The 22,601-nt window shown below is 42.7% G+C and carries 16 protein-coding genes; 10 read left to right on the forward strand and 6 right to left on the reverse strand.

The window, feature by feature from the left end:
- The 3 genes from V7L29_RS10030 to V7L29_RS10040 form a co-directional block, all read left to right on the forward strand.
- Window positions 1–2,548 (forward strand): putative Ig domain-containing protein (locus V7L29_RS10030; protein ID WP_334735347.1); only part of this gene is annotated, 2,548 nt, incomplete at its 5' end.
- 223 nt (window positions 2,549–2,771) lie between these two features.
- Window positions 2,772–3,458, forward strand: a complete 687-nt coding sequence (locus tag V7L29_RS10035; protein ID WP_442944164.1) for a hypothetical protein — start codon at window positions 2,772–2,774, stop codon at window positions 3,456–3,458.
- 198 nt (window positions 3,459–3,656) lie between these two features.
- On the forward strand, window positions 3,657–7,511 hold the full coding sequence (locus V7L29_RS10040) for a CHAT domain-containing protein (protein ID WP_334735348.1): 3,855 nt from the start codon (window positions 3,657–3,659) through the stop codon (window positions 7,509–7,511).
- A gap of 264 nt (window positions 7,512–7,775) precedes the next feature.
- On the opposite strand, the gene recR is transcribed toward V7L29_RS10040, so the two are convergent.
- A complete protein-coding gene (gene recR, locus V7L29_RS10045; RefSeq protein ID WP_334689320.1) occupies window positions 7,776–8,333 on the reverse strand; it encodes a recombination mediator RecR in 558 nt (185 codons plus the stop codon).
- A gap of 288 nt (window positions 8,334–8,621) precedes the next feature.
- Window positions 8,622–8,972, reverse strand: a complete 351-nt coding sequence (locus V7L29_RS10050; RefSeq protein WP_334735349.1) for a histidine triad nucleotide-binding protein — start codon at window positions 8,970–8,972, stop codon at window positions 8,622–8,624.
- A gap of 220 nt (window positions 8,973–9,192) precedes the next feature.
- Between V7L29_RS10050 and V7L29_RS10055 the strand changes: the two genes are divergently transcribed.
- The 5 genes from V7L29_RS10055 to V7L29_RS10075 all read left to right on the forward strand — a co-directional run bounded on the left by V7L29_RS10055 (window position 9,193) and on the right by V7L29_RS10075 (window position 15,113).
- Entirely contained in the window at window positions 9,193–10,731 is a 1,539-nt protein-coding gene (locus V7L29_RS10055; protein WP_334689318.1) for a glycosyltransferase family 39 protein, read from the forward strand.
- 171 nt (window positions 10,732–10,902) lie between these two features.
- A complete protein-coding gene (locus V7L29_RS10060) occupies window positions 10,903–11,196 on the forward strand; it encodes an FAD binding domain-containing protein (protein WP_334735350.1) in 294 nt (97 codons plus the stop codon).
- Between the two features lie 25 nt (window positions 11,197–11,221).
- On the forward strand, window positions 11,222–11,512 hold the full coding sequence (locus V7L29_RS10065; RefSeq protein ID WP_334735356.1) for an iron-sulfur cluster assembly scaffold protein: 291 nt from the start codon (window positions 11,222–11,224) through the stop codon (window positions 11,510–11,512).
- Window positions 11,513–12,524: 1,012 nt separating this feature from the next.
- A complete protein-coding gene (locus tag V7L29_RS10070) occupies window positions 12,525–14,474 on the forward strand; it encodes an amino acid transporter (RefSeq protein ID WP_334689316.1) in 1,950 nt (649 codons plus the stop codon).
- A gap of 33 nt (window positions 14,475–14,507) precedes the next feature.
- Window positions 14,508–15,113 (forward strand): Uma2 family endonuclease, encoded by a 606-nt coding sequence (locus tag V7L29_RS10075; RefSeq protein ID WP_334735351.1) that lies wholly within the window; start codon window positions 14,508–14,510, stop codon window positions 15,111–15,113.
- 386 nt (window positions 15,114–15,499) lie between these two features.
- On the opposite strand, the gene V7L29_RS10080 is transcribed toward V7L29_RS10075, so the two are convergent.
- The 3 genes from V7L29_RS10080 to V7L29_RS10090 all read right to left on the reverse strand — a co-directional run bounded on the left by V7L29_RS10080 (window position 15,500) and on the right by V7L29_RS10090 (window position 19,150).
- Window positions 15,500–16,513 (reverse strand): DUF4331 family protein, encoded by a 1,014-nt coding sequence (locus V7L29_RS10080; protein WP_334735352.1) that lies wholly within the window; start codon window positions 16,511–16,513, stop codon window positions 15,500–15,502.
- Window positions 16,514–17,371: 858 nt separating this feature from the next.
- Window positions 17,372–18,145, reverse strand: coding sequence for an SDR family oxidoreductase (locus tag V7L29_RS10085; RefSeq protein WP_334689314.1), 774 nt, complete (start codon window positions 18,143–18,145; stop codon window positions 17,372–17,374).
- 165 nt (window positions 18,146–18,310) lie between these two features.
- The gene (locus V7L29_RS10090) at window positions 18,311–19,150 is read right to left on the reverse strand and encodes a nuclear transport factor 2 family protein (RefSeq protein WP_334735353.1); all 840 of its coding nucleotides are present in this window, start codon (window positions 19,148–19,150) and stop codon (window positions 18,311–18,313) included.
- An 84-nt stretch (window positions 19,151–19,234) separates the two neighbouring features.
- On the opposite strand from V7L29_RS10090, the gene murG reads away from it, so the two are divergent.
- Both murG and V7L29_RS10100 read left to right on the forward strand, forming a co-directional pair.
- A complete protein-coding gene (gene murG / locus V7L29_RS10095) occupies window positions 19,235–20,308 on the forward strand; it encodes an undecaprenyldiphospho-muramoylpentapeptide beta-N-acetylglucosaminyltransferase (RefSeq protein WP_334735354.1) in 1,074 nt (357 codons plus the stop codon).
- A gap of 105 nt (window positions 20,309–20,413) precedes the next feature.
- Complete coding sequence (locus V7L29_RS10100) at window positions 20,414–21,757, forward strand: hypothetical protein (RefSeq protein ID WP_334735355.1); 1,344 nt, start codon at window positions 20,414–20,416, stop codon at window positions 21,755–21,757.
- 204 nt (window positions 21,758–21,961) lie between these two features.
- On the opposite strand, the gene V7L29_RS10105 is transcribed toward V7L29_RS10100, so the two are convergent.
- Window positions 21,962–22,327: a VOC family protein gene (locus V7L29_RS10105; protein WP_334689310.1), complete on the reverse strand. Its 366-nt coding sequence runs from the start codon at window positions 22,325–22,327 to the stop codon at window positions 21,962–21,964.
- Between the last annotated feature and the right edge of the window lie 274 nt (window positions 22,328–22,601).

Below are 22,601 nucleotides of genomic sequence, written 5' to 3' on the forward strand. Positions count from 1 at the left end.
TGGTGGTACAGTCAATGGCACAACTGTAACCAAAACCGGAACTTACGGTACACTCAGCCTCAACACTAGCACCGGAGCATATACCTTTACACCCGTTGATAGTGCAATTGAAGCACTAACCAGCAACGCTACAGAAGGATTTACCGTTACAGTTAGCGATGCTACTGCTACCGATAACAAAACCTTAAATATTAACCTGACTGGTGTAAACGATACACCGACCCTGAATACTCCCATTGCTATTAGTTACACTGATACCGCTAATGATGACACCTTTACGGCTCAAACTGGTACATTAGCAGCTAATGACCGAGATAGCGGACAAACCCTGACCTACGGTATTGATGGTGGTACAGTCAATGGCACAACTGTAACCAAAACCGGAACTTACGGTACTCTCAGCCTCAACACTAGCACCGGAGCATATACCTTTACACCCGTTGATAGTGCAATTGAAGCACTAACCAGCAACGCTACAGAAGGATTTACCGTTACAGTTAGCGATGCTACTGCTAATGATAGCAAAACCTTAAATATTAACCTGACTGGTGTAAACGATATACCGACCCTGAATACTCCCATTGCTATTAGTTACACTGATACCGCTAATGATGACACCTTTACGGCTCAAACTGGTACATTAGCCGCTAATGACCGAGATAGCGGACAAACCCTGACCTACGGTATTGATGGTGGTACAGTTAATGGCACAACTGTAACCAAAACCGGAGCCTACGGTACACTCAGCCTCAACACTAGCACCGGAGCATATACCTTTACACCTGATGATGGTGGAATTGAAGCACTGACAAGCAACGTTATAGAAGGATTTCCCGTTACAGTTAGCGATGCTACTGCTACCGATAACAAAACCTTAAATATTAACCTGACTGGTGTAAACGATACACCCATCTTACAAAATGCGATCGCTGATCAAATAGCGAAACCAGATACAGCTTTCAGCTTTACTTTTGATGCTAATACCTTCAATGATGTTGATGCTGGAGACAATCTTACTTACTCAGCAACTCTACAAGATGGCAGTAATCTACCTAGCTGGCTGAAATTCAATGCGGCGACGCGCACATTTAGCGGTACACCAACTAAGGCTGATGTCAGTGTTCTCAAAATTAAATTGACAGCAACCGATACATCAGATCAAACAGTCATTGCTAATTTTGCTTTAAAGATAGACAACGTAAATCATCCACCCACCTTACAAAATGCGATCGCTGATCAAATAGCGAAACCAGATACAGCTTTCAGCTTTACTTTTGATGCTAATACCTTCACTGATGTTGATGCAGATGATAGTCTGAGTTACTCAGCAACTCTACAAGATGGCAGTAATCTACCTAACTGGCTGAAATTCAATGCAGCTACGCGCACATTTAGCGGTACACCAACTAACGCCGATGTTGTCAATCTGACAATTAAGGTACAAGCTAAAGATAATGATGGTGTAAGTGCCACTGACACCTTTGCATTAGCTGTCAAACCCAATAATGGCACACCTACCTTTAATCTTTCAAAAATTGCGGATGATATCTTTAAAATCTCTAATAACAGTAGCAAATCAAAACTTCAAGTTACTCTCACCGGACAAAGCTCTAATCTTGTAAATGAAATAGGAGTGTTTACCGTTGACGATGCTCAAGGTAACATCAATGGTATTGCTCCAGGCGCAGCAGGTTATGCCCAAGCAGCTTTAGACCGAGCTAAGGTAATTTTCTCTGCTATTGCCAATCTTCCCAATGGGTTTAATACCAACAATTTGACACATTTGTTGGAATTTAACTCCGATGATAACTTCAGATTTTATTTGGTGAAAAATAGCACAACTGATGCTGTACGGACTGGAGTAACTTCACTCACAGACATACTATTTTCTAATCCTTTAACGCAAAAGATTACAGACTTGGGGAATGATGACTTTTCCCTTGCATGGAAAGATGGTGGTAATAACGCTGCTGACTTCAATAATCTGGTGGTAAAAATTCAGTCCACAAATGATTCATTACCTCTGGGTACAAATCTCCAAGGAAACCCCCAAGGAGAAGTGATTGATTTGCGCGGTGTCACAAGTCAGGTAAAAGCTGATTTTGTCGTCAACAGAGAAGCGGCTTTCAATAATTTCATCGGCTTTTATCAAGTAGCTGATGAGAATGGTGGCATTGACACCAATTCAGATGGCAAAGCAGATATTCTCACCGGACAAGCTGGTTATACTGAAGCCGCAGTTCGTGGGCGGGTTGCAGGCATTGACTTGACAGTTAATAATCAAGGTAGTGCAACTTACACAGGAGCTTTCCAGCCAGGTTCTATCTTTGTACCATTTATTATTACTAATGGTACGCCTGATGCTTTACTTGATAGCAATCCAAATAACGATCCAGCTGTTTACTTCCCATTCTTGGGAGCTAACGCTGATAAAGTAGATCACATTCGCTTGTTAGGGAATAATGTTTTTGGCTTTGAGGATTTACCAAGTGGTGGTGACAAAGATTTCAATGATATGATTGTGCGAGTCAATATGACTATCGCCTAGTTTAAATTATTAAACATCGCCTATACTCAGTTGAGCCAATGTTGAGCAATGTTAAGTATTAAACCTCACAGAAGAGGACAAAGGAGATGAGGAGCAAAGAAGCAGGAGAGCAAGAAAAGAAGAACTAATAACTAATGACTATACATTTTATTGACTGAACTAGCGCCATAGTCCAGTGCGATCGCTACAATCTTAGGATAAGCAATATTCGATGGTGCAGCAGATGCTCAAGCGGCTATTTCAATGGCTCAAAAAGCTTTTTCAGAGCTTGTTTGGTGGAAAACAGACTGCCTCAAAATCTAGGGGGAATGTGCAAAAAGAACCAGCACCACCCCTAAGCGATACGGATCTGGAATTTCTCTTCAACGAACTGTTGCAAGGAGTACATCAAGCACGAGGGGAAGCATGGGCAAAGAAGTGGTTGCATAATATTGAACATCGCATCCCAACTGAACGCTGGGTTGAGTGGTTAGGGCGCTTTGGCGACAGATTGCTCGCATCACCTACACCCAATAATGAAATAGCTGCCCGGTTAGTGCAACTGGGTGAGTTGGGCATCGGAGAAATCGGAGATGTAGCCTATAGTATCGGGATGCAGTTGTTGACACGCAATCAAGGCGAACCAATTTGGGAATATGAAGGGCCAGATGTTGTCAGCACGAATTTGCCATCTGAGCCAACCGCCCCAGTATCAGAGTCAGCAGATGCGCCAGAGAACCTCCCGGAGGGAGAATACCAAACTGTCACCCTAGAAGAGTTGTTTGTGATGTTGCAGCAAGATGAAAACTTACGCCAGCAGATTGCTCAACAGCTTGCCGTTGAAACAGACGATCCACAAGTGCTTGTCCAGGCATTGATTAATCAATTATATCCTGGTGGTCAATCGACTACAGAGCAAACAGAAAATTAACTGCTTGGCAGAGTCAAAATTTAAGAGTTGAATCTGGGAATTGTAACGTTGTAATGCTATACTCTTGAAATTTTGTATATTTTTTGCTAACCTGCGACGAAAGCGCTGTCTGGATCTAATGAGTTTTTACGTAATTGATGATTTTTTTAACACAACGATGGCTACAATCTAGAAAAAGAAAATCCAAGAGTGTGGCAGATGCTCAGGCGGATATCGCAGTCGCTTAAAAGGTTTTTAAAGCGCCTTATTGAAAGTAAGCAGACTAGTTCTCTCAAGGGTGCGAGAGGACACAATCTGGTGGATGTACTACCAGAACTAACCAATGCGGATCTGGAACAATTGTTTATCCAATTGTTAGAAGGCGTGCATCAAGCACGAGGACGACAGTGGGCATTGAGGTATCTGCAACGGATCGAGAATCGCATTCCGGCTGAACGCTGGATAGATTGGTTGGTGATGTTTGGCGATAGCCTGCTAGCTTCACCCACACCGAATCCTCTATTAGCAACACAGATGGTGCAATTGGGGGAACTTGGTGTCGGCAGAATTGGAGATGTTGCCTATGACATTGGCATCCGCCTAATGCAAAACTCACCCATACACAGAGAACATCAGGACAATCAGGCGCAAGATGGCGTAGAAATCACTCCTGGGCAAGAACTGATCCGCGACTTGGGCGAACAGTTATGGGAGTATGATGAGCGAAATGTCGTAGAAACCACTCCTGGGCAAGAACTGCTCCGTAATTTGGGCGAACAGTTATGGGAGTATGATGAACCAGATGTCGTAGAAACTACAACCGATGAAGAAATTCTCCTAACTTCGCCTGGACAAGAGCTAATCCGTAGCTTAGGTGAACAGTTATGGGAATATGATCTGCCAGATGTTGAACCAATAACTTCAGCACCCCAAAATGCCTCTTCTGAGGAAAGATTGACCGAGAACTTAGAGGAACTGGTATTGGAGGATGAACGAGAAGATGCTCAAACCACAATCCCCGAAAATCTCCCTCTCCCCGCAGCGAAAGATTCAATCACTTCATTAGCCGAACTGAGGTTCGGCGATGAAGAAGAAATTGTTCAAATTATAAAACCGGCAAATCTCCTTTCCCCTAGACAAAGGACTGAATTAGCAACGTCTGACTCAGTGGAAACCTGGGATAACACTTTAACGAATTTAGAGCCAAATGTGGCTAATACATTAGATGAGTTGTGGGTGAGATTGGATCAAAGTACCAATTTAGTCCAGCAACTTGCTTCTAATTTGGCAGTTCAAAGCAGCAATTCTCCTGGTATAAATGAGCGGCATGGTGATGAACCTGTTACTCAGGCTCAAGGGTGGTTTTACCAAGGTCTAAGCCAAGCGAAAACAGGTGATTTGTTAGGCGCGATCGCATCTTATGACCAAGCCATTGAACTTCAACCCGAATTTTCCGAATATTGGTTTAATCGAGGCTTGACGTTGTTTCATTTAGAACGTTTCGATGAAGCGATCGCATCTTACGAAACCGCCACACAACTGAAACCCGACTTCTACAAAGCTTGGTATAACCGGGGTGGAACTCTCGGAGAATTAGGATACTTTGAAGAAGCGATCGCTTCTTTTGACAAAGCCATAGAAATCAAGCCAGACTACCAAGAAGCTTGGTCTAGCAAGGGTTTAGCGCTGCTGAAGTTAGGTTGGCTACCGGAAGCTATTTCCAGTTATGACCAAGCGCTAAATCTGGAACCAGAAGACCAGGAAAACTGGTATCACCGAGGCATAGCCCTAGCTGTAAGCGAACAATTTGCAGAGGCGATTAGATCTTACGACAGAGCTATAGAAATTGACCCAGACTACCACGAAGTCTGGATAGACCGAGGTGTAGTCCTGTTTAATTTAGGAAGGTGGTCAGAAGCGATCGCCTCCTGGGATAAAGCACTATCAGTTCAATCCGACTTCTACTTAGCTTGGTACAACCGGGGTATAGCGTTAGACAACTTAGGGCAACCCATTGAAGCGATCGCCTCCTATAAGCAAGCGATCGCCATTAAACCCGACTTCCACTTAGCTTGGTATAATCAGGCAGTAGGATTGTTTTATTTAGAACAAATTGCCGAAGCGATCGCCTGTTATGACAACGCTTTGCAAATTAAACAAGATTATTGGGAAGCTTGGATTGGTCGGGGAACTGCGATTGGTAATTTAGTCAATGCTGAGACATTGCTGATTTCAAGTAGTATAACAGCGACAAATCCCGCCTTACAACAGGGCGGCTACGAAGGGAAACTAGCCAGCTACGAAGAAGGGTTAAAACATCTGCGGACAGATACCCACCCAGAAGGTTGGGGTAGATTGCATGTTGCGATCGGAAATACTTACTACGATCAAGGAAAGAAACATACCAATACCCGTGATTATTGGCGCAAAGCCGCATCTGAGTACCATCAAGCGCTGTTAACCCTCACACTAGAATATTTTCCCCAGTTGCACTTAGAAGTTTTGCAATCTCTAAGCAAAGTGCTGATGGGTTTGGGACAAACAACACAAGTTCAAGAATTGCTGCAACGCGCTACAGATTTGTTGCGACAATTACTAAATGAAGAAACTCGCTCTGACGAAAGTAAAAAACAGCTAGCTCTAAAATTTGCAGGCTTTGAACAATTGGCAGTTGATTTAGCCGTAGAGTCAGGTGATTTAGTAGAAGCTTGGGAAATTGCCGAACAAGGCAAAAATGCTTGTTTAAACTGGTTGCTTTCTGGCTGGAATGATGATATTTACTCACCTCATTATAGTGCAATCCAACAACTATTCAATCCCACAACAGCAATTATTTACTGGCATATTAGTCCAGTCGCCCTACATACTTTCATTCTCAAAGACCAAGCGCCATCACCTATCCTCCTGTTTACACCCATGCAAGATCCTGGGGCAATACCTTTAGGAGAGGACGCTATTCGTCTAAATGAATTGCCTCTACCCGAAGCAGTGCAACGCCTAATTGAATTTGAAAGTTGGCTAGAAGATTGGCATCAACAATACCAAGAATATCGCAGCACGGCTCAAGACAAGGAAAGTAAAAGCCAGCATTCTTGGCGAGTTGATATGGAACAGAAGCTATTGCATCTGTATGAAATCCTGAATATTTCCACCATTGCACAGGAACTCGAAAGCATCACCCAACTGGTTTTAATTCCTCACTGTGACTTGTACAGATTGCCCATTCATACCCTTTTCCATCTTTCTTTCCCATCTCAGGAAGAGTTACCGAATGTGGACTCAAATTTCACCGTCACCTATCTGCCTAGTGCCCAAATAGGTTTATCAATAAAAACTGAAGATATTAGGCAGTGGCAAAATCAGTTATTGCTTAGTGTTGAACATCCTGAGAGTACAGGTTATCCCACACTGAAATTTGCCAAACTTGAGTCTGAAATTGTTAGCCAGATGTTCCATAATATCCAACGAATTCAAGGATCACAAGCCACAAAAAATATTGTCGAAAATGCCTTATTTGATAATTACAACATCTTTCATTTTACGGGTCATGCCACTAATAATTTGGTTGAACCTAAAAACTCAGAATTAGCATTAGCAGGTGAAGAAAAACTTACTCTAGATGAAATCTGCCAACAAAATCTGGCAAGTTACAACCTTATTACTCTCTCTGTCTGTGAAAATTTAATTACTAGCAACCACACTATCAACAGCGAATATGTGAGTTTAGTCAGTGGTTTTGTGAGTCAGGGTGTTACTCATGTAGTAAGTACTCTCTGGAGTGTAGAATCTTCAGCTAGTGCCTTGGTAATGATAGAGTTTTATCGACGATTGCAGCCCAATAAATCAGCAGTTACTGCTTTAGCTGAAGCAACACAATGGCTGAAAGAACTAACTGCTGGAGAACTGACAAAATGGTATGAAGATATCTTGAATAATCTCCATCCTGAAGAATTACGAATTCAAACTTATTTAGCGACACAACTATATAGAAATAGTAAAATGGCATCAGATAAAAATCTTTATAATCATCCTTACTACTGGGCAGCATTCACGATTACGGGTAAGCCAAATTAATCCTTTGAAACTTAACGCGATGTGCAACTTATTCTTGGAATCCCTCTCCAAACCCTCCCTTGCTCCTAAGAGGCTTTGAATCTTACTCCCCAACGCTAGTAGAGAAGGGGTTGAAGGTTAGGTTTGAGAACGGCGTAACTTAGTAAAAATAATTCGTAATGGTGGGTTTGTTATACCAGTTACCAACTTTGCCACTGGTGCACATCAAGAAAAACCTGTCCTCTGGGTTGATGGCAAAGGCTTAAATCTAAAATTTCTTTAAGCCTAATCTAACTCCCGGCGTCCTTCCAATGCCCTTGCCAAGGTCACTTCGTCGGCGTACTCTAAATCACCACCTACAGGCAAACCAAAGGCAATCCGCGTCACCTTGGTAAATGGTTTCAATAGCTGACCGATATACAGTGTTGTTGTCTCCCCTTCTACACTCGGACTAATTGCCAGAATCACTTCTTGAGGTTTTTGCTGACTCACCCGCCGCTGCAAAGCCAGTATAGTCAACTGTTCTGGTCCAATTCCATCAATTGGCGAAATCACCCCACCCAAAACGTGATATTTACCTTTGTACTCGCGGGTTTTTTCTAACGCAATCACATCACGAGGATCTGCTACAACACAGATAGTGCTGTTATCACGGTTGGGATTGCGGCAAATTTCACAAACAGGTTCAGCAGATAAGTGAAAGCAAACAGAACACAAGCCTATCTGCTTTTTTGCCTCGATTAAAGCTTGTGCCAAAGCTTCAACTTCTGCTTCTGGCCGCTTCAAAATATGCAAAGCCAGTCGCTGGGCAGATTTGGGGCCAATTCCCGGCAAGCGTTGCAACTGCTCAATTAACCGTGCTAAAGGGCGTGCGTAAACCGTTGTCTTGTCTCCAGAATGTTCTTACCATAACTATGATGACATTCTTACTGGTTTTTGGATTGGTCATTTAATTTATCAGAGGTCAAGCAGACTCTACACACCCTGTCTGCTAGATTCCAAAACATGGGTATAAACCATCGATAACCTAAACCGTTAGACCTACTTCTAGCAATTGGTCTAAACCTCAATGATCAAAGTGATTTTTTTTAGTGATGAATCGTGTCTAGAGACACAATTCATCGGGTTTTATCAACCAGGAGGCCAGTTTAACTGCCGTCCTCCCAAAATATGCACATGTAAGTGGTAGACTGTCTGACCACCATCATCACCAGTGTTGATGACAACTCGATAACCGTTTTTCAGTCCAGCAACTTCTGCAACACGTTTGACAGTTAACAAAAGATGCCCCAACAGAGCGTGATCTTCAGATTCAGCATCAGCTAGTGTGGGTATGGGTTTTTTGGGAATGACGACAATGTGAACGGGCGCTTGGGGGTGGATGTCTTTGAATGCCAAGGCCAAATTATCCTCATAAACAATATCAGCGGGAATTTCCCGACGAATAATTTTGCTGAAAATCGTTTCTGTAATTTCACTCATGCCAATCTACCTACTTATCTGTTAGAGATTTTAAAGGTTTACTGTAGTGACTTGATCATCTACACAACAAAATACTCTTTTCTGTGATAAAGTTTTCCATAGGAAAATTCCTCCCACCCCAGAATAGAGACAATAATTACAATCTCTCACTCAACTCTAGGGTGGGATTTTCATGCTTAAAAACTTGTATATCTTGTGTACCAGTGCTTTGGAGATTTAGATGAAACAGTCAAAATACTATTTTGTTGTTTTTTTTATTATCATAATTAGTATTTTTCTGCGTTTCTGTTTGTTGCAAAATCAAAGTCTTTGGTTTGATGAAGGCTGGAGTTTAGCTTTATCTGATGGTACAAGCGTTCAAGAAAACCTTTTCACAATTATAAATCGAGAAGCTGGTGACAAATACCAACCGCTTTATTATTTAGTCTTGTTCTATTGGCGTTCAGTTTTTGGAGATAGTGAATTTGCCATTCGATCGCTCTCGGCTTTGCTGGGAGTTGGCTCTGTAATTGCCGTATTCTTTACTAGCCTACGTGTTTATGGAAAAAAACATGCCTTATGGTCGTCCATGATCCTAGCAGTTAGTTCTTTCAGCGTATTCTACAGCCAAGATGCCAGACCTTACGCATTATTAATATTTATAGCCTCACTTCAAATATATTTCTTTAGCTATTCATTCAGTGTAGATAAGAGTAATAAAATTATTTCACAATTGCTTTTTGGGATCTTGACTGCCATAGGAAGTTTTGGCAGTATTTTGACAATAATTTTTAGTTCAGCCATTTGTTTCTCTCATGCCGTTGTTTATAGAAACTTAAAAGAATGGATCAAATGGTGGATACCTCCAGTAGTTTTTTCTTCCCCAATGATTTGGTTCTATTTGTCTTCACCTGCCGCATCTGATCCAACAGCTACTACAGTGACTCGTAGTGGATTACCCATAGTTGAAAACATTATGTTTGTGATCTACGGTATATTAGTCGGGACATCCTATGGACCACCACTGGAGAAATTACGTGATGAGGAAAAGATAAAAATTTTACTTGGGTACTGGCCTCATTTATTAATATTTATTATTGTGATTACTGTGATTTCTCTAGCTTTAATAACAAGTTTATTAAAACACCGAAATGAAAAAAGATATCAACGGGCTGATTACTTTTTCACATCCCTTTTGGTCACATCATTTTTACTAGCTTTTATGTTTGCTCTGGTGACCAAAATTAATTGGCTACCGCGCCATTCTTTTTATCTATGTATACCAGTTGCCATTCTGATTCCATCAGCGTTTTTACATAATTACCAACGTCGTAATAAGAAATATATAGTGCCTGAAGTTACCAAATTAGCTACTATTTCTTTGCTAATTATGAATGTTTATTCAAATTTTCAATACTATTTAAATCCAGCCTATGCAAAAGATGACTACCGTTCGGCTGTTCGCTACCTTCTACAATATCGAAATGAATCTGCAAAATCTATATTGTTATTTGGACAGCCTAGATTATTCCAATATTATGGAGATTCATCAACTATATATGCACCAGAATATATTCTAAAAACTGTAAAGGGAAAAAATCTGCCAGAAAAACTTAGTACGATGACCAAAAATGCAGATACAGTTTTTGTGATAGTTAATCGCGAATTTGATTGGGAACTAAAAGATGTTTTTAAAAGAGAAATGAGTGATTTATATAACTTGAAAGATGAGGCTGATTGGCCTTATATGAAAATATATCGATTCACAAGGAAGAAGTAGAAAAAAGCGCGATAGTAGGGAGCATCCCAAATGTGTAAAAATATAATTTATCGTTCAGCAAACAATGTCTACTCTTTTTTATCAGGGGCAACTGAGCAGTTGCGGAATATGGTAACGGTTGGCGGTAATTTGATGTAAAGAACATGCTGCTACTATTTTTACGAGCCGGCGATGGCTTGCAATAAACGCGAACCTGGTACGGGTTGGGGTGCGATCGCAGGTTTCAATCGCATTTACGCAATCTTGGGTGCTAGCAAACAGTGTATTGTTACTCATCCTTCGGATATGTGCGTGGCTTTGGCTGCACTTGATGCAGTAGTGATTAGCAAAGTAAACGGCAATCGCCAACTCCCGATAACTGAATTTCACCGTTTGCTAGGAGATAGGCGCCATACAGATACTAATTTACAAGCAGATGAGTTAATTATCGCAGTTGATTTATTGCGATCGGCTTTTGCACAGTGATCGTATTATTTAAAAATTACTGACGCTGACGCTAGATGAAACAGAAAGCAAAATTGCAGACATTAAATTTGAAGATGCAGGTTGTGCATTGTGTGTTGCTTGTGCTGAGTTTATGGCGATCGCTATCAAAGGTAAAAGTATCATACAAGCGCTGTTGATGGTAGAACAGTTCCACAAGATGGTAACGGGACATACTCAGTTTGAGCCGCCATTGGAGAAGCTCAATATTATCCACGGTGTTTCCCAATATCCGATGCGGGTTAATTGTGTAACTTTGGCTTGGCATACCCTAAAGGTGGCGCTGAGTTTAGTTTAAACTGGGGCGTATCTTTAATGCATCAATGTATCGACTGAAAATGCGATTGTATCGGCTGACAATGCGATTGTATTGATTGACAATGCGATTGTATCAATTGAGAATGCGATTGTATCGACTAACAATACGATTGTATTGATTGACAATGCGATTGCGATCGCCTTTAAGAGAGTGTGATTATTCCGGGTACGTCATCGATAGCGTACCTCTACTCTTAAGCAAGCTACGCGTAGCGTCTCGTAGAGAAGCTAAACCGAGTCTTCTGCCAACGCGAAGGAGCGTCTCCAAGAGTTGGGGAGACGCCAAGGGGATAGCGCAGCCTCTTCTCTACGAGAGGCTGCGCCAACGAGTTATTGAGTGTCACGAGCGTCACAGCCTGTCGTAGAGATCGCCTGTTTTAAACCTATTACCAGAAGTGCGCTTGTCCGTAGTAAAGTATTAGATGCGTAGAGCTAAAGCAGCTTGTCACCAGACATTGCCTCTGTTGAAAAAAACTCTCTATTAGGGTTAGCAAACCCAATTAAGTTTACACCATTGAACATTTCCAGTTTTCGTTTTTTAATAAACAAAAACTATATAACTACAACAAAATCAAAACAATTTCCGCACTTATGTGCGACCAAAAGTTACGAGTTTTTGAGAAAATTCTAATTTTCCCTATCTACTCAGATTTTCTTTAGATATACCAACTAGTGTTAGGGCAGATTTGTTAATTGCGTACCTGCCTTATTTAGCAGCGCCCTTTTTTTAGAACTGATGCAGCTTAAAGGTGCTAAGGTTGCGAAAGCGTAAATCAAAAAATATACGGTTACAGTCTTGATTCTTCTGATACCAGAAGCTGCAATTGCTCTTGATCCCCTAGACGATTACGAACAGCTACTATTATTTTATAAATTGGACAGGATGCTTAATCTACAATATATAGTGCTATATCTTTGTAGTTGAAAATTTTAATAAACCACAAAGGCTTAAAAAAATCACAAAGCCGACTTTTGCAACACAACCGTATTTGATGGCTAAATCAATTGTTTCAACAAAACGCCTCAGCAGACAGTTCATCCGCTGGTTGCTTGAAGAAGACCGACGAGAGAAGGAAAGACCTCACCGCAAGCAAGAAATACATCGCCAGCATCCTTGGTGGCAAGTGATGTGCTTGACTGGTGTAGATTATTTCTCGACTCTTGGCTATCAACCTGGAATTGCAGCACTGGCAGCTGGCGCTCTTTCTCCTGTGGCTACCCTGGTTTTGGTTTTGCTGACGCTCTTTGGAGCATTGCCAATCTATCGGCGCATTGCTGCCGAAAGCCCTCATGGTGAAGGGTCGATCGCAATGTTAGAGCGTTTGCTCCCTTGGTGGCAAGGCAAATTACTTGTGCTGTGCCTACTAGGTTTTGTGGCAACCGACTTTATTATTACCATTACCCTGTCGGCTGCTGATGCTACAGCCCATATCATCGAAAATCCGCTGGCTCCAAATTGGCTTCACAATCAGACGATTGAAATTACCCTGGTATTAGTTGCATTACTAGGTGCAGTTTTCCTCAAAGGTTTCCGAGAAGCAATTGGTATTGCAGTAGTTTTGGTGGGAGTTTATCTGCTGTTAAACTTCATTGTCGTTAGCGTCGGTGTGTATCAGATCCTAACTCACCCGGGAGTGATCGCTAACTGGCAGACTGCACTTTTTGCAAGCCATTCCAACCCTTTGATACTAATCGGTATCGCTCTTTTGATATTCCCCAAGCTAGCACTGGGATTGTCAGGCTTTGAGACTGGCGTGACTGTTATGGGCCTGGTAAAAGGGAGCAGCAGTGACGACACTCAAGAGCATTCCAAAGGGCGGCTTCGGAATACACGCAGGCTGCTCACCAGTGCTGCTATGATTATGAGCTTCTTTTTGCTTACCACCAGCTTTATAACCACTCTCCTGATTCCAGCTGCACAATTTGCATCTGGGGGCAAAGCCAACGGACGGGCTCTTGCTTATTTAGCACATCTGTATCTAGGCAATGGCTTTGGCACAATTTACGATCTAAGTACTATTTCCATTTTGTGGTTTGCAGGTGCATCTGCAATGGCAGGGCTGCTGAATATTGTGCCTCGCTACCTACCACGCTATGGCATGGCACCCAATTGGGCCCGAGTAACGCGACCTTTAGTGTTAGTCTACACAGCGATCGCTTTTGTGGTCACAATTATCTTCCGGGCAAATGTGGAAGCTCAAGGTGGGGCTTATGCAACTGGTGTGCTTGTGTTGATTACCTCAGCTGCCTTTGCCGTCACCTTATCAGCCCACCGTCACAGAGAGAAGCGGGCAAAACTCGTCTTTGGAATCATCACACTGTTGTTTATATATACTACTGTTGTCAATATCATCGAAAGACCAGAAGGGATTAGGATAGCTGGGTTTTTCATCGGGGCGATCATTTTTACCTCGCTGGTTTCTCGTGTTTGGCGTTCAACGGAACTGCGAACAGAGCGGATCGAAGTTGACGAACTTGCTGGCCAATTCCTTGCCGAAGAAAGCCAGGGAGCGATCCGGCTGATTGCTAATCGATTGAATAAGGGCGATGTCCTAGAGTATTTTATGAAAGAGAAAGAGGTACGCGAGGACAACCATATTCCACCCAACGATCCAATTCTGTTTCTAGAAATTAAGGTATCCGATGCTTCGGAATTTGCGGATGTGATCAAAGTAAAAGGGGTGCAAGTTGGTGATTACCACATCCTCCGGGCTGAAAGTGCAGCAGTACCTAATGCGATCGCGGCTTTACTGCTTTATATTCGTGACCAAACAGGTAAGATTCCCCATGCCTACTTTGGCTGGGTTGAGGGCAACCCCATACAATACTTACTGCGCTTTATCTTGTTTGGGGAGGGGGATATTGCTGTGGTCACCCGTGAAGTACTTCGTCGGGCTGAAAAGAATCCTCACAGGCGTCCTGGCGTTCATGTCGGAGGGTGATTATTATGGTTGATTAAACAGGACATTGACTTGATGACATATATCTTTGCAAAAACCCTTACCTTTGAAGATTTTCTCTCTCAATACCGAGAAAATCCCCGCTATGAGCTGGCAGATGGAGAACTAATTGACATAGAACCCACTGGCCCGCACGAAACGGTGAGTGGCAAACTTGCAACCCAAATTGGTATCTACCTTGTTGCAGAACAACTCCCCTGGTTTATTCCTCGCACCTGTTTAATTTACCCTTTCGCAGATGCTGCCACAGCTCGTCGTCCTGATGTTGTGGTTCTCGATGAAACCGTTCTCCACCGTGAACCACTTTGGGAGCGAGAACCTGTAATTACGCTGGGACGTTCGATTCAACTGGTGGTTGAAGTCGTTAATAGCAACTGGGAAACTGACTATGCTCGCAAGGTTGAAGAATATGCTCTCTTAGGCATTCCTGAATATTGGATTGTGGATTATCGAGGATTAGGCGGTGTGGCATTTATTGGTAAACCCAAACAACCTACCTTTACTGTCTGTCAACTGGTTGAAGACACCTATATTCAACAAAAATATCGGCTAAACCAATCAATTAATTCACCGCTTTTGCCCCATCTCCAACTTCGCCTAGATGATATTTTACCTCGTTAAGTGTAGGTGCAGAAGATAGAGTGAAAAGCGACGCCGATAGCGTACCCCTACTCTTAAGCAAGCTACGCGCAGCGTCTGGTAGAGAAGCGTTAGCGATCATTTGAGTGTCATAGCCCGTCGTAGACATCGCCTCTACGAGAGCTATGAATATAGCAATTTTGGCAGCGATAACCTGTAATTACGCCCTTGGCGAGCGCTTCAACTAATGGTTGAAGTGGTTAGCAGCAACTGGCGTTGTCTTAAGTGCATATTTCGATATAATTTGTCACAAAAAACATGACTCTTGGCTATCACGCACCGCTATATACACGTTGCGTTAGGCTAAAGCCGTAACACACCCTAACTTTTGATTTACTTTATAAATGGTCTCTTTGGTGCGCGCGCCGTTAGCTTTTCTTCTGATGCGGCGTGCCAATATACGGGAACTCCTTGAGAATGTCAGTGTGCGGCTTGAGGTCAGTGGGGGGAATATCGCCCTTGGAGAGGAAGCCGAGGCGATGCTCGATGACGTCGTCAGTAAAAACGCGGCCGTTTGGATATTTAGCGGGCTTTGAAGGATTGAAGCACAGCATGTCGGGCAAAATGCGGTCTGCGTCGATCGCAGCGATTGCTTCTTCGCGGGTGTAATTGCCCGTATGCCCCATCAAGTGAACAAACTGATCCATCCAGCGCTGGCGATCGTTGATCGGCTCGCTGGCGTTGTATTCCAATTTGGTGTCGTCGGTATTGAAGAAGCTACTGACGCTCGGGTGACCAGCGCGATCAACATGAAGCAGTTTACCGTCCTTGAACACGCTACACCGCCCCCAGATCCGGATCTCCGGGTTCGCGCCGAGCTCGCTTGTCGGCAGCTCGATCACTGTCGAGAACACATTGGCTTCCGTATTTGAATCCACGCCGGTCCACGGAGAATTGCCGCCCAGGTGAGGTGCCGTGAAATTCCTGCCGCCTGAGGTATCGAACAGATTCTTGATTCCGTCGAAGTCGAAAAAGAAAGCGTCGCTGCGAGTACCGGCAAAGAACGTGTAGGCGTCGGATTTGACGATGTTGGGTTGGGCGCCGAAGGAGACCTCGGCATCGGCGATGATCTTCGTCCCAACAGCTTCGACCGAGCGAGATTCCGGGCCTTTTGCCACGAAGACGTTGACGGTCTGCATACTGTTTTGCGGTGGCGAGAACACATAACTAATCGCGATGTCCGTCAGGCAATCTCCGTCATTATCAATGTTGAGGCGGTAAATGGCGTCAGGATGGAGCGCGTCGGCAGTCGGATTTGCATTTAAGATGATCACAGTCCTCGACGGGTCCGTGGGCGACTGGAATGCGTAAAGGTCGCAGAGGTCGAGTCTTTGATCCCCGAGAGGTGGACCAAGATTGAGTCCAGTAAAGTGGTTCGACATTTTTTCTCCTTAGAGGAAAGGGAAGGATTTGCGGCTTGGTTCAAATCGAGGTAACAAATTTAGTTGTAATCAGTGTAGCCTGAATGCTTGTCATGAAGTTAAGGGACTTCCAAAGAATAAATTAATAATTAATCAACAAAAACCAAGAAGCGAGGTTTAAACAATAACAGTAATCATTCTGAAGAAGAGAAGAATGATTATTATTGTATTTGGTGATTTTATCCTTGGAAGTCCCTTAGGGTGCGTTATGGAGCAATATGCTTGGGTTAAGGAAATTTATCTGTTAAGGCAGGCTGTTCTTGAGCAGGGGGAGAGAAAAAAGCTTAACTGAACTGTATTGCGTTATGGAGACGCGGAAATAACAAATGGGTACGCCGAAATAACAAATTAGTTCGTCGAAATAACAAATGGGTACGCCGAAATAACAAATTAGTTCGTCGAAATAACAAATGGGTTGGCGAGCATTTACCGCAGGCATCACCATGATTGCAACAATTTAACTTTGTCACGCCAGCGTAACGCACCTTTCTCCTATCAAAGACGCTACACGTAGCTTGCTTAAGAGTAGGGGTACGGGTGACGCTCCTGCGGACGCTCGTTCCTCTCTACGAGACGCTGCGCGTAGCTTGCTTAAGAGTAGGGGTACGCTACCGCAACTCTTGGAGACGCTGCGCGTAGCTTGCTTAAGAGTAGGGGTACGCTAACGAAGAGGCTGCACTAACAGCAGTCGCCTGCGGAGGAGCCAGTGCGGTCTTGGGGTCTCCCCAAGTGGAGCGACTGGCGTGGGTTAGGGGGGATCTAAAAGTGCCTAAAGTCACAGCGAAACACTTTTCAAACAACCTCTAAGATGGGTTATTTTTATGTTCGTCGGTTAACTAGGGTAGCGCTAGCTTGGTCAACAGGCATCAGCACAACTTCATTAATATTGACATGGGGCGATCGCGTCAGGCAGAAAAATATCACATCAGCCACATCATCTGCTGTCAGTGGTGTAACTCCCTGGTAGACTTTGTTGGCGCGTTCAGTATCTCCGTGAAAGCGCACCTCGCTAAATTCCGTTTCTACCATCCCCGGGTCAACGGAAGTTACACGGACTCGCGTTCCCAACAGGTCTTGTTTTAAACCTTCAGAAATTGCTCTTACCGCAGCTTTGGTAGCACAGTAGACATTGCCACTGGGATAGGTTTGATGTCCGGCAATGGAACCTAAATTTACCACATGACCGCGATCGCGACTCACCATTCCGGGAACGACATAGCGGGAAAGGTAAAGTAAACCCTTAACGTTAGTGTCAATCATGTCTTCCCAGTCTTGAAAGCTGCCTTCGTGCAATTTGTCTAAACCACGACTTAAACCAGCATTGTTAATCAGAATGTCGATGTCAGACCAAGCAGAAGGGAGAGTAGAAATGGCAGATTCGACAGCGTTGCGATCGCGCACATCTAGCTCTAACAAATGAATTTCAGTACTAAAATCTTTATTGAGAGTATCTGCTAGCTGCTGCAAACGTTCTAACCGTCGTGCTGCTAAGATCAGTTTTGCACCTGCACCAGCGAAGATTCTCGCACAAGCAGTACCAATACCGCTGCTTGCACCAGTAATCAAAATGATTTGATTTTTCAGGGAAGTCATTAGGATAGTTAGGAGTGAGGAGTTAATAGTTATGAATTATGAATTAGCACAAGTTTCATCGTTCATAATTTATCATCAGTCGGTCTATAACTCCTAACTCCTGTACAGACGCGATTAATCGCGTCTCTACTCCTAACTCCTGTACAGACGCAATTAATCGCGTCTCTACTTCTTCACCACTTGCAGGCGCTGAGTTACCATCGTCATCCCATTGCCCCGCAAGATGACAGCAGAAATCCATTGGTTACCAGGGATAGATGGTGCTTGTGCTACTTTAAACAGTCCGCCAGATGTCAGTAATTCCAAATCCACGGGTGTGGGGTTAAGAAGTTTATCTGGTTGGATAGATTCTTCTAGCGCCGTTCCTAGTAAAAAATCATCACCAAGTGGCTCTTGGACGATCGCATCAAAATTATACTTCTGACCAACTTGCACCTGCTGTGGTAATTTAATATCAATTTGGGGCGGCTTGCTGCCAGAGGTAAGTAGAGTGCGTTCTGACAAAATGTCTTGGCGGACGATTTTTCCGCCTGCAATGCGCTGACGCGATTTAATTGTGGCATTGAGAGCCAAATTATTACTGTTACCGGAGGGTAAGCCAGTTATCTTCGTTTCAGTTTCGGCAATAATCCCATTGCCTTCAGGTTTTGAAGATAGCAATTTTGTACTGTATTGCAATTTAGGATATCGTTGCCAAAGTGAAATCAAAGACCTTTCCAGGGTTTGGAGGTTTAATCCATCTCCATGAGTGAAATTGGGGCTGTAGAATTGCAACACTCCTTTAACATCGCCCTTACTTGCGGCTGCATCAATTTGTGTCAACAGGTTTTTCAGTTCGGCTGGTGCATTTTGGGGTGTACCAGCTTGGACTAATTGCTGTGGTGTCGTCGCTTGAGTGCGTTGCCAACCACTTGTTAAACCAATGGTCAGCAGGAACGAAACCAGCCAGATATTTGCTGGAAATCTGAGTTGGCGTCTCATTAAGGCGGTAATAATGTTAGTCATTGGTAAGAGTTTACTGATTTGATTAGAGAAAGTAAGGAAATTGTTTTATCTTAGTTAAGCTAGGCGCTAAACGGTAGAGGTTTGATGGCAAACGCACCGACACGATTATTAATAGCTGCCAGTGGGACTGGTGGACACTTGTTTCCAGCGATCGCACTGGCAGAAAAACTTCCAGATTATCAAATAGAATGGCTGGGAGTACCCAATCGGCTAGAAACTGAACTTGTCCCCAAACAGTATCCTTTGAATACTATTGCAGTTGAAGGGTTTCAGCAAGGGTTTGGACTCTCCTCGGTTCGCATTTTGGGTAAACTCGCCCTTTCGATTCTAGAAGTCAGACGAATTCTCAAACAGGGAAATTTTCAAGGGGTGTTTACCACAGGTGGTTACATTGCCGGGCCGGCGGTCATTGCGGCTCGTTCCCTCGGTTTACCCGTGGTTTTCCATGAATCTAACGCTTTACCTGGTAAAGTAACTCGCTTTTTTGGCCCTTGGTGTAGTGCAGTAGCCTTAGGATTTGAAGTAGCTGCTAAGTATTTACCCCGTGCCAAAAATGTCTTTGTTGGCACTCCCGTAAGAGCGCAATTTATCGATGGGGCAATTAATGCGCCACTGGATTTAGCTATTCCTGATGGTGTTCCCTTAATTGTCGTCTTTGGTGGTAGCCAGGGTGCAGTTGCAGTTAATAAGTTGGTGCGCGAATCTGCAAACGCTTGGTTTGATGCAGGTGCATATATAGTACATTTAACTGGCGATCGCGATCCAGAAGCAGATAGTCTCAAACATCCACAGTACATCGCCTTACCTTTTTACAACAATATGGCAGCGTTGTTGCAACGAGCTTCTTTAGCTATTAGTCGTTCTGGGGCTGGTAGCTTGACAGAATTAGCAGTGTGTGGAACACCAGCGATTTTGATTCCTTATCCCTTTGCTGCAGAAGACCATCAATCTTATAATGCAGACGTATTTACTTCATCTGGTGCGGCGTTAACGTTGAAGCAATTACAGTTGACAACTGAAGCATTGCAAAGTAATGTGTTGAATTTGTTGCAGTCACCGCAAGAATTAGCAAAGATGGGGGAAAAAGCAAAGGCGATCGCAGTTCCCGATAGTGCCGAAAAGTTGGCGCAGTTAGTGCGTGAGGTGATAGAAACTTAAACAATTAAAAATTAAAAATTGTTCGCGTGGTCACTGAGCCTTGCCGAAGTGCAGCGTCACGGAGTGAAGATAGTAATAGACAATTAAGAATTTCTTTTCCAAGTTATGAATATCTTATTCAGCCAAAAATTCTGCCTCACAGTAAGTTGCGCTGGTTTATTACTTGTCAGTTTAGCCAGTAGCCATTTATCTACTCAGTTAAAAACTAAACAGCTAGCTCAACAAGATCAGTCTTTTAGTCAGCAAGAAAATCTTGCCCCACCTCAATCACAGATTTCCCTCACCTCAAATCAAGCTGCTCATCCCCTCACCTCAAAATTTCAAAATTATTTTGCTGCTCAACAAACATCTTATGAAATTATAAGCAAGCAAAACGCTTTTTCATCTCGGCATAATTTGTTAGCAGCATCTGCATCCTATCCAGTTGTCGATGAGTTCAAAAAATATAAATTTAGCATTAATGGCAGCCAGGTTGTTACTCCAGTAAAACTACCAAATAGCAAGATTAATTTGAATCAAGGGGATTTATTAACTGTTATCGTTAATACTAGAAAATATTTTCAAGACTACGCTTCAGAAGACTCAGATATTCTCCGTACAGGAATCCTTGCTACTCAAGGGGTTACTGTACCAGATGTTCTCAAAACTTTGGATTTCATGATTGCTGTCTTAAAGGAGGATATTGCTAATAATCGAGCTACTCGTTTACAAGACCCTAAATTTATCAATACCAATTTTCGAGTCATTAAATGGTCTGCCTATAACCCAAATAATAAAAAGCAAAAACAATTACGAATTACCAAATATGCTGTCTTTACTCACTCCGGTTCTCGCAATCAAACCTCTACTTTTAATACACCAATTTATAGCTTAAAAGAAAACTATAATAACGATAAGTTCTACACCAGATACACAAAGCAGGATGTTTTGTCTGGTATTTATGAACCAGGTGGTAGAGAATTTGGAAAAGTTACAAGTCTCGCTTATCTGACCAGAAATGGCTTAGAAGAAGCAATTATGGAAGGAACAATACTGATTAATTTTACAGATGGTTATAAAGCATTTTTTAATGTAGATAGAAATAATGGAATGTCTTATATTCGCGGATTGAAGGCAACAGCACAAAAGCGTTATTGGTATTTTAGAGAAGTTGATGCTATTAAAGGCTATGGATATAAAATAGATGCAAAAATTTCTATCAAACCCGGAGTCACTTTTGCTGGAGATGTTTTGAATATCGGTTTAGGTAAAGTGATTGTAATTGAGCATACTAAAGGTAGTCGCAAACATCTGCAAATGGGAGTCATTGCCGATACAGGTGGAGCATTTTTACCCAATCTTTATCAACTTGATTTTTTGGCAGGTATTTTTAAGAATAAAAAAGAATTTGGGCAGGATATCAGCCAATTGCCTGAATATGCTACAGCATATTTTTTAGTAAAGAAGTAGGGTCTTCAGTACTTCTTATGCTAATTATGAGCTTGTTGCCTCCCAAAGTCCTTTTCATAAAGAGTTTAAGCCTGTCAAATCTGAAATTAACAACTAATAGTTACTGAAAGGTTTGCCAGTAGTATATTCTGAATAATAATGCCGCAAACGAGTACAGTACGTGCTGAAAAACCAACAAGTAATCCATAAGTTGATGTCAAAAATCTACATACGGGTCAACAGTTCTAGGTTATGACCATTGGGGTCATAGAAATAGAAGCCACGACCTTCGTTCCAGTGGTTAATTTGTCCTTTATTCTGATGCATGGGGTCGCTACTGTATTCAATACCCGCCTCTTTGACGCGTGCATAAATTGCATCAAATTCCTCATCACTGACATGGAACGCATAATGATGCGACTCGAACGCTTCAGCGTCGCCGAAGTCAAGCGTCAGTGCATCATTTATATGCACAGCAGCAAAGTGACCAACGGGAACCTCGACCTCTAAACCAAAAATTTTTGCAAAGAACCTCGCCGATGTTTCTTTGTCATAGACGGGCACTATGGTGTGATTTAGAGTAATTGTCATGTCACACCTCCCCTCCTAATTTCGGTAGTAATCAATATCAACTCTCTATTCAGAGTCAATCACAACTCTATTTTATCTCTTCAACGCTGACACCAGAGTAAACCTATATAAATTCCGTGTTCTATGTATTTTGAACACCAGCAAACACGAATAACTGTCGCTTGTTCGCAATTTTACTTTTTCAATAAGAAAAACTAATATTTAATATCAGTTTTACTGAAGTAATAAAACTTGATTAAAAATTGTAAAGCAGTGTAAAGTAGTTTCACAGGCA

It is taken from the genome of Nostoc sp. (assembly GCF_036916575.1).
Lineage (GTDB): Bacteria > Cyanobacteriota > Cyanobacteriia > Cyanobacteriales > Nostocaceae > Nostoc.

Bases quoted from the DNA above. Each gene is read 5' to 3' on its own strand.
- V7L29_RS10035 (WP_442944164.1), top strand. From the start codon at position 2,772: ATGCTCAAGCGGCTATTTCAATGGCTCAAAAAGCTTTTTCAGAGCTTG.
- V7L29_RS10040 (WP_334735348.1), top strand. From the start codon at position 3,657: ATGCTCAGGCGGATATCGCAGTCGCTTAAAAGGTTTTTAAAGCGCCTT.
- V7L29_RS10050 (WP_334735349.1), bottom strand. From the start codon at position 8,972: ATGAGTGAAATTACAGAAACGATTTTCAGCAAAATTATTCGTCGGGAA.
- V7L29_RS10055 (WP_334689318.1), top strand. From the start codon at position 9,193: ATGAAACAGTCAAAATACTATTTTGTTGTTTTTTTTATTATCATAATT.
- V7L29_RS10060 (WP_334735350.1), top strand. From the start codon at position 10,903: ATGGCTTGCAATAAACGCGAACCTGGTACGGGTTGGGGTGCGATCGCA.
- V7L29_RS10070 (WP_334689316.1), top strand. From the start codon at position 12,525: ATGGCTAAATCAATTGTTTCAACAAAACGCCTCAGCAGACAGTTCATC.
- V7L29_RS10075 (WP_334735351.1), top strand. From the start codon at position 14,508: ATGACATATATCTTTGCAAAAACCCTTACCTTTGAAGATTTTCTCTCT.
- V7L29_RS10080 (WP_334735352.1), bottom strand. From the start codon at position 16,513: ATGTCGAACCACTTTACTGGACTCAATCTTGGTCCACCTCTCGGGGAT.
- V7L29_RS10085 (WP_334689314.1), bottom strand. From the start codon at position 18,145: ATGACTTCCCTGAAAAATCAAATCATTTTGATTACTGGTGCAAGCAGC.
- V7L29_RS10090 (WP_334735353.1), bottom strand. From the start codon at position 19,150: ATGACTAACATTATTACCGCCTTAATGAGACGCCAACTCAGATTTCCA.
- murG (WP_334735354.1), top strand. From the start codon at position 19,235: ATGGCAAACGCACCGACACGATTATTAATAGCTGCCAGTGGGACTGGT.
- V7L29_RS10100 (WP_334735355.1), top strand. From the start codon at position 20,414: ATGAATATCTTATTCAGCCAAAAATTCTGCCTCACAGTAAGTTGCGCT.
- V7L29_RS10105 (WP_334689310.1), bottom strand. From the start codon at position 22,327: ATGACAATTACTCTAAATCACACCATAGTGCCCGTCTATGACAAAGAA.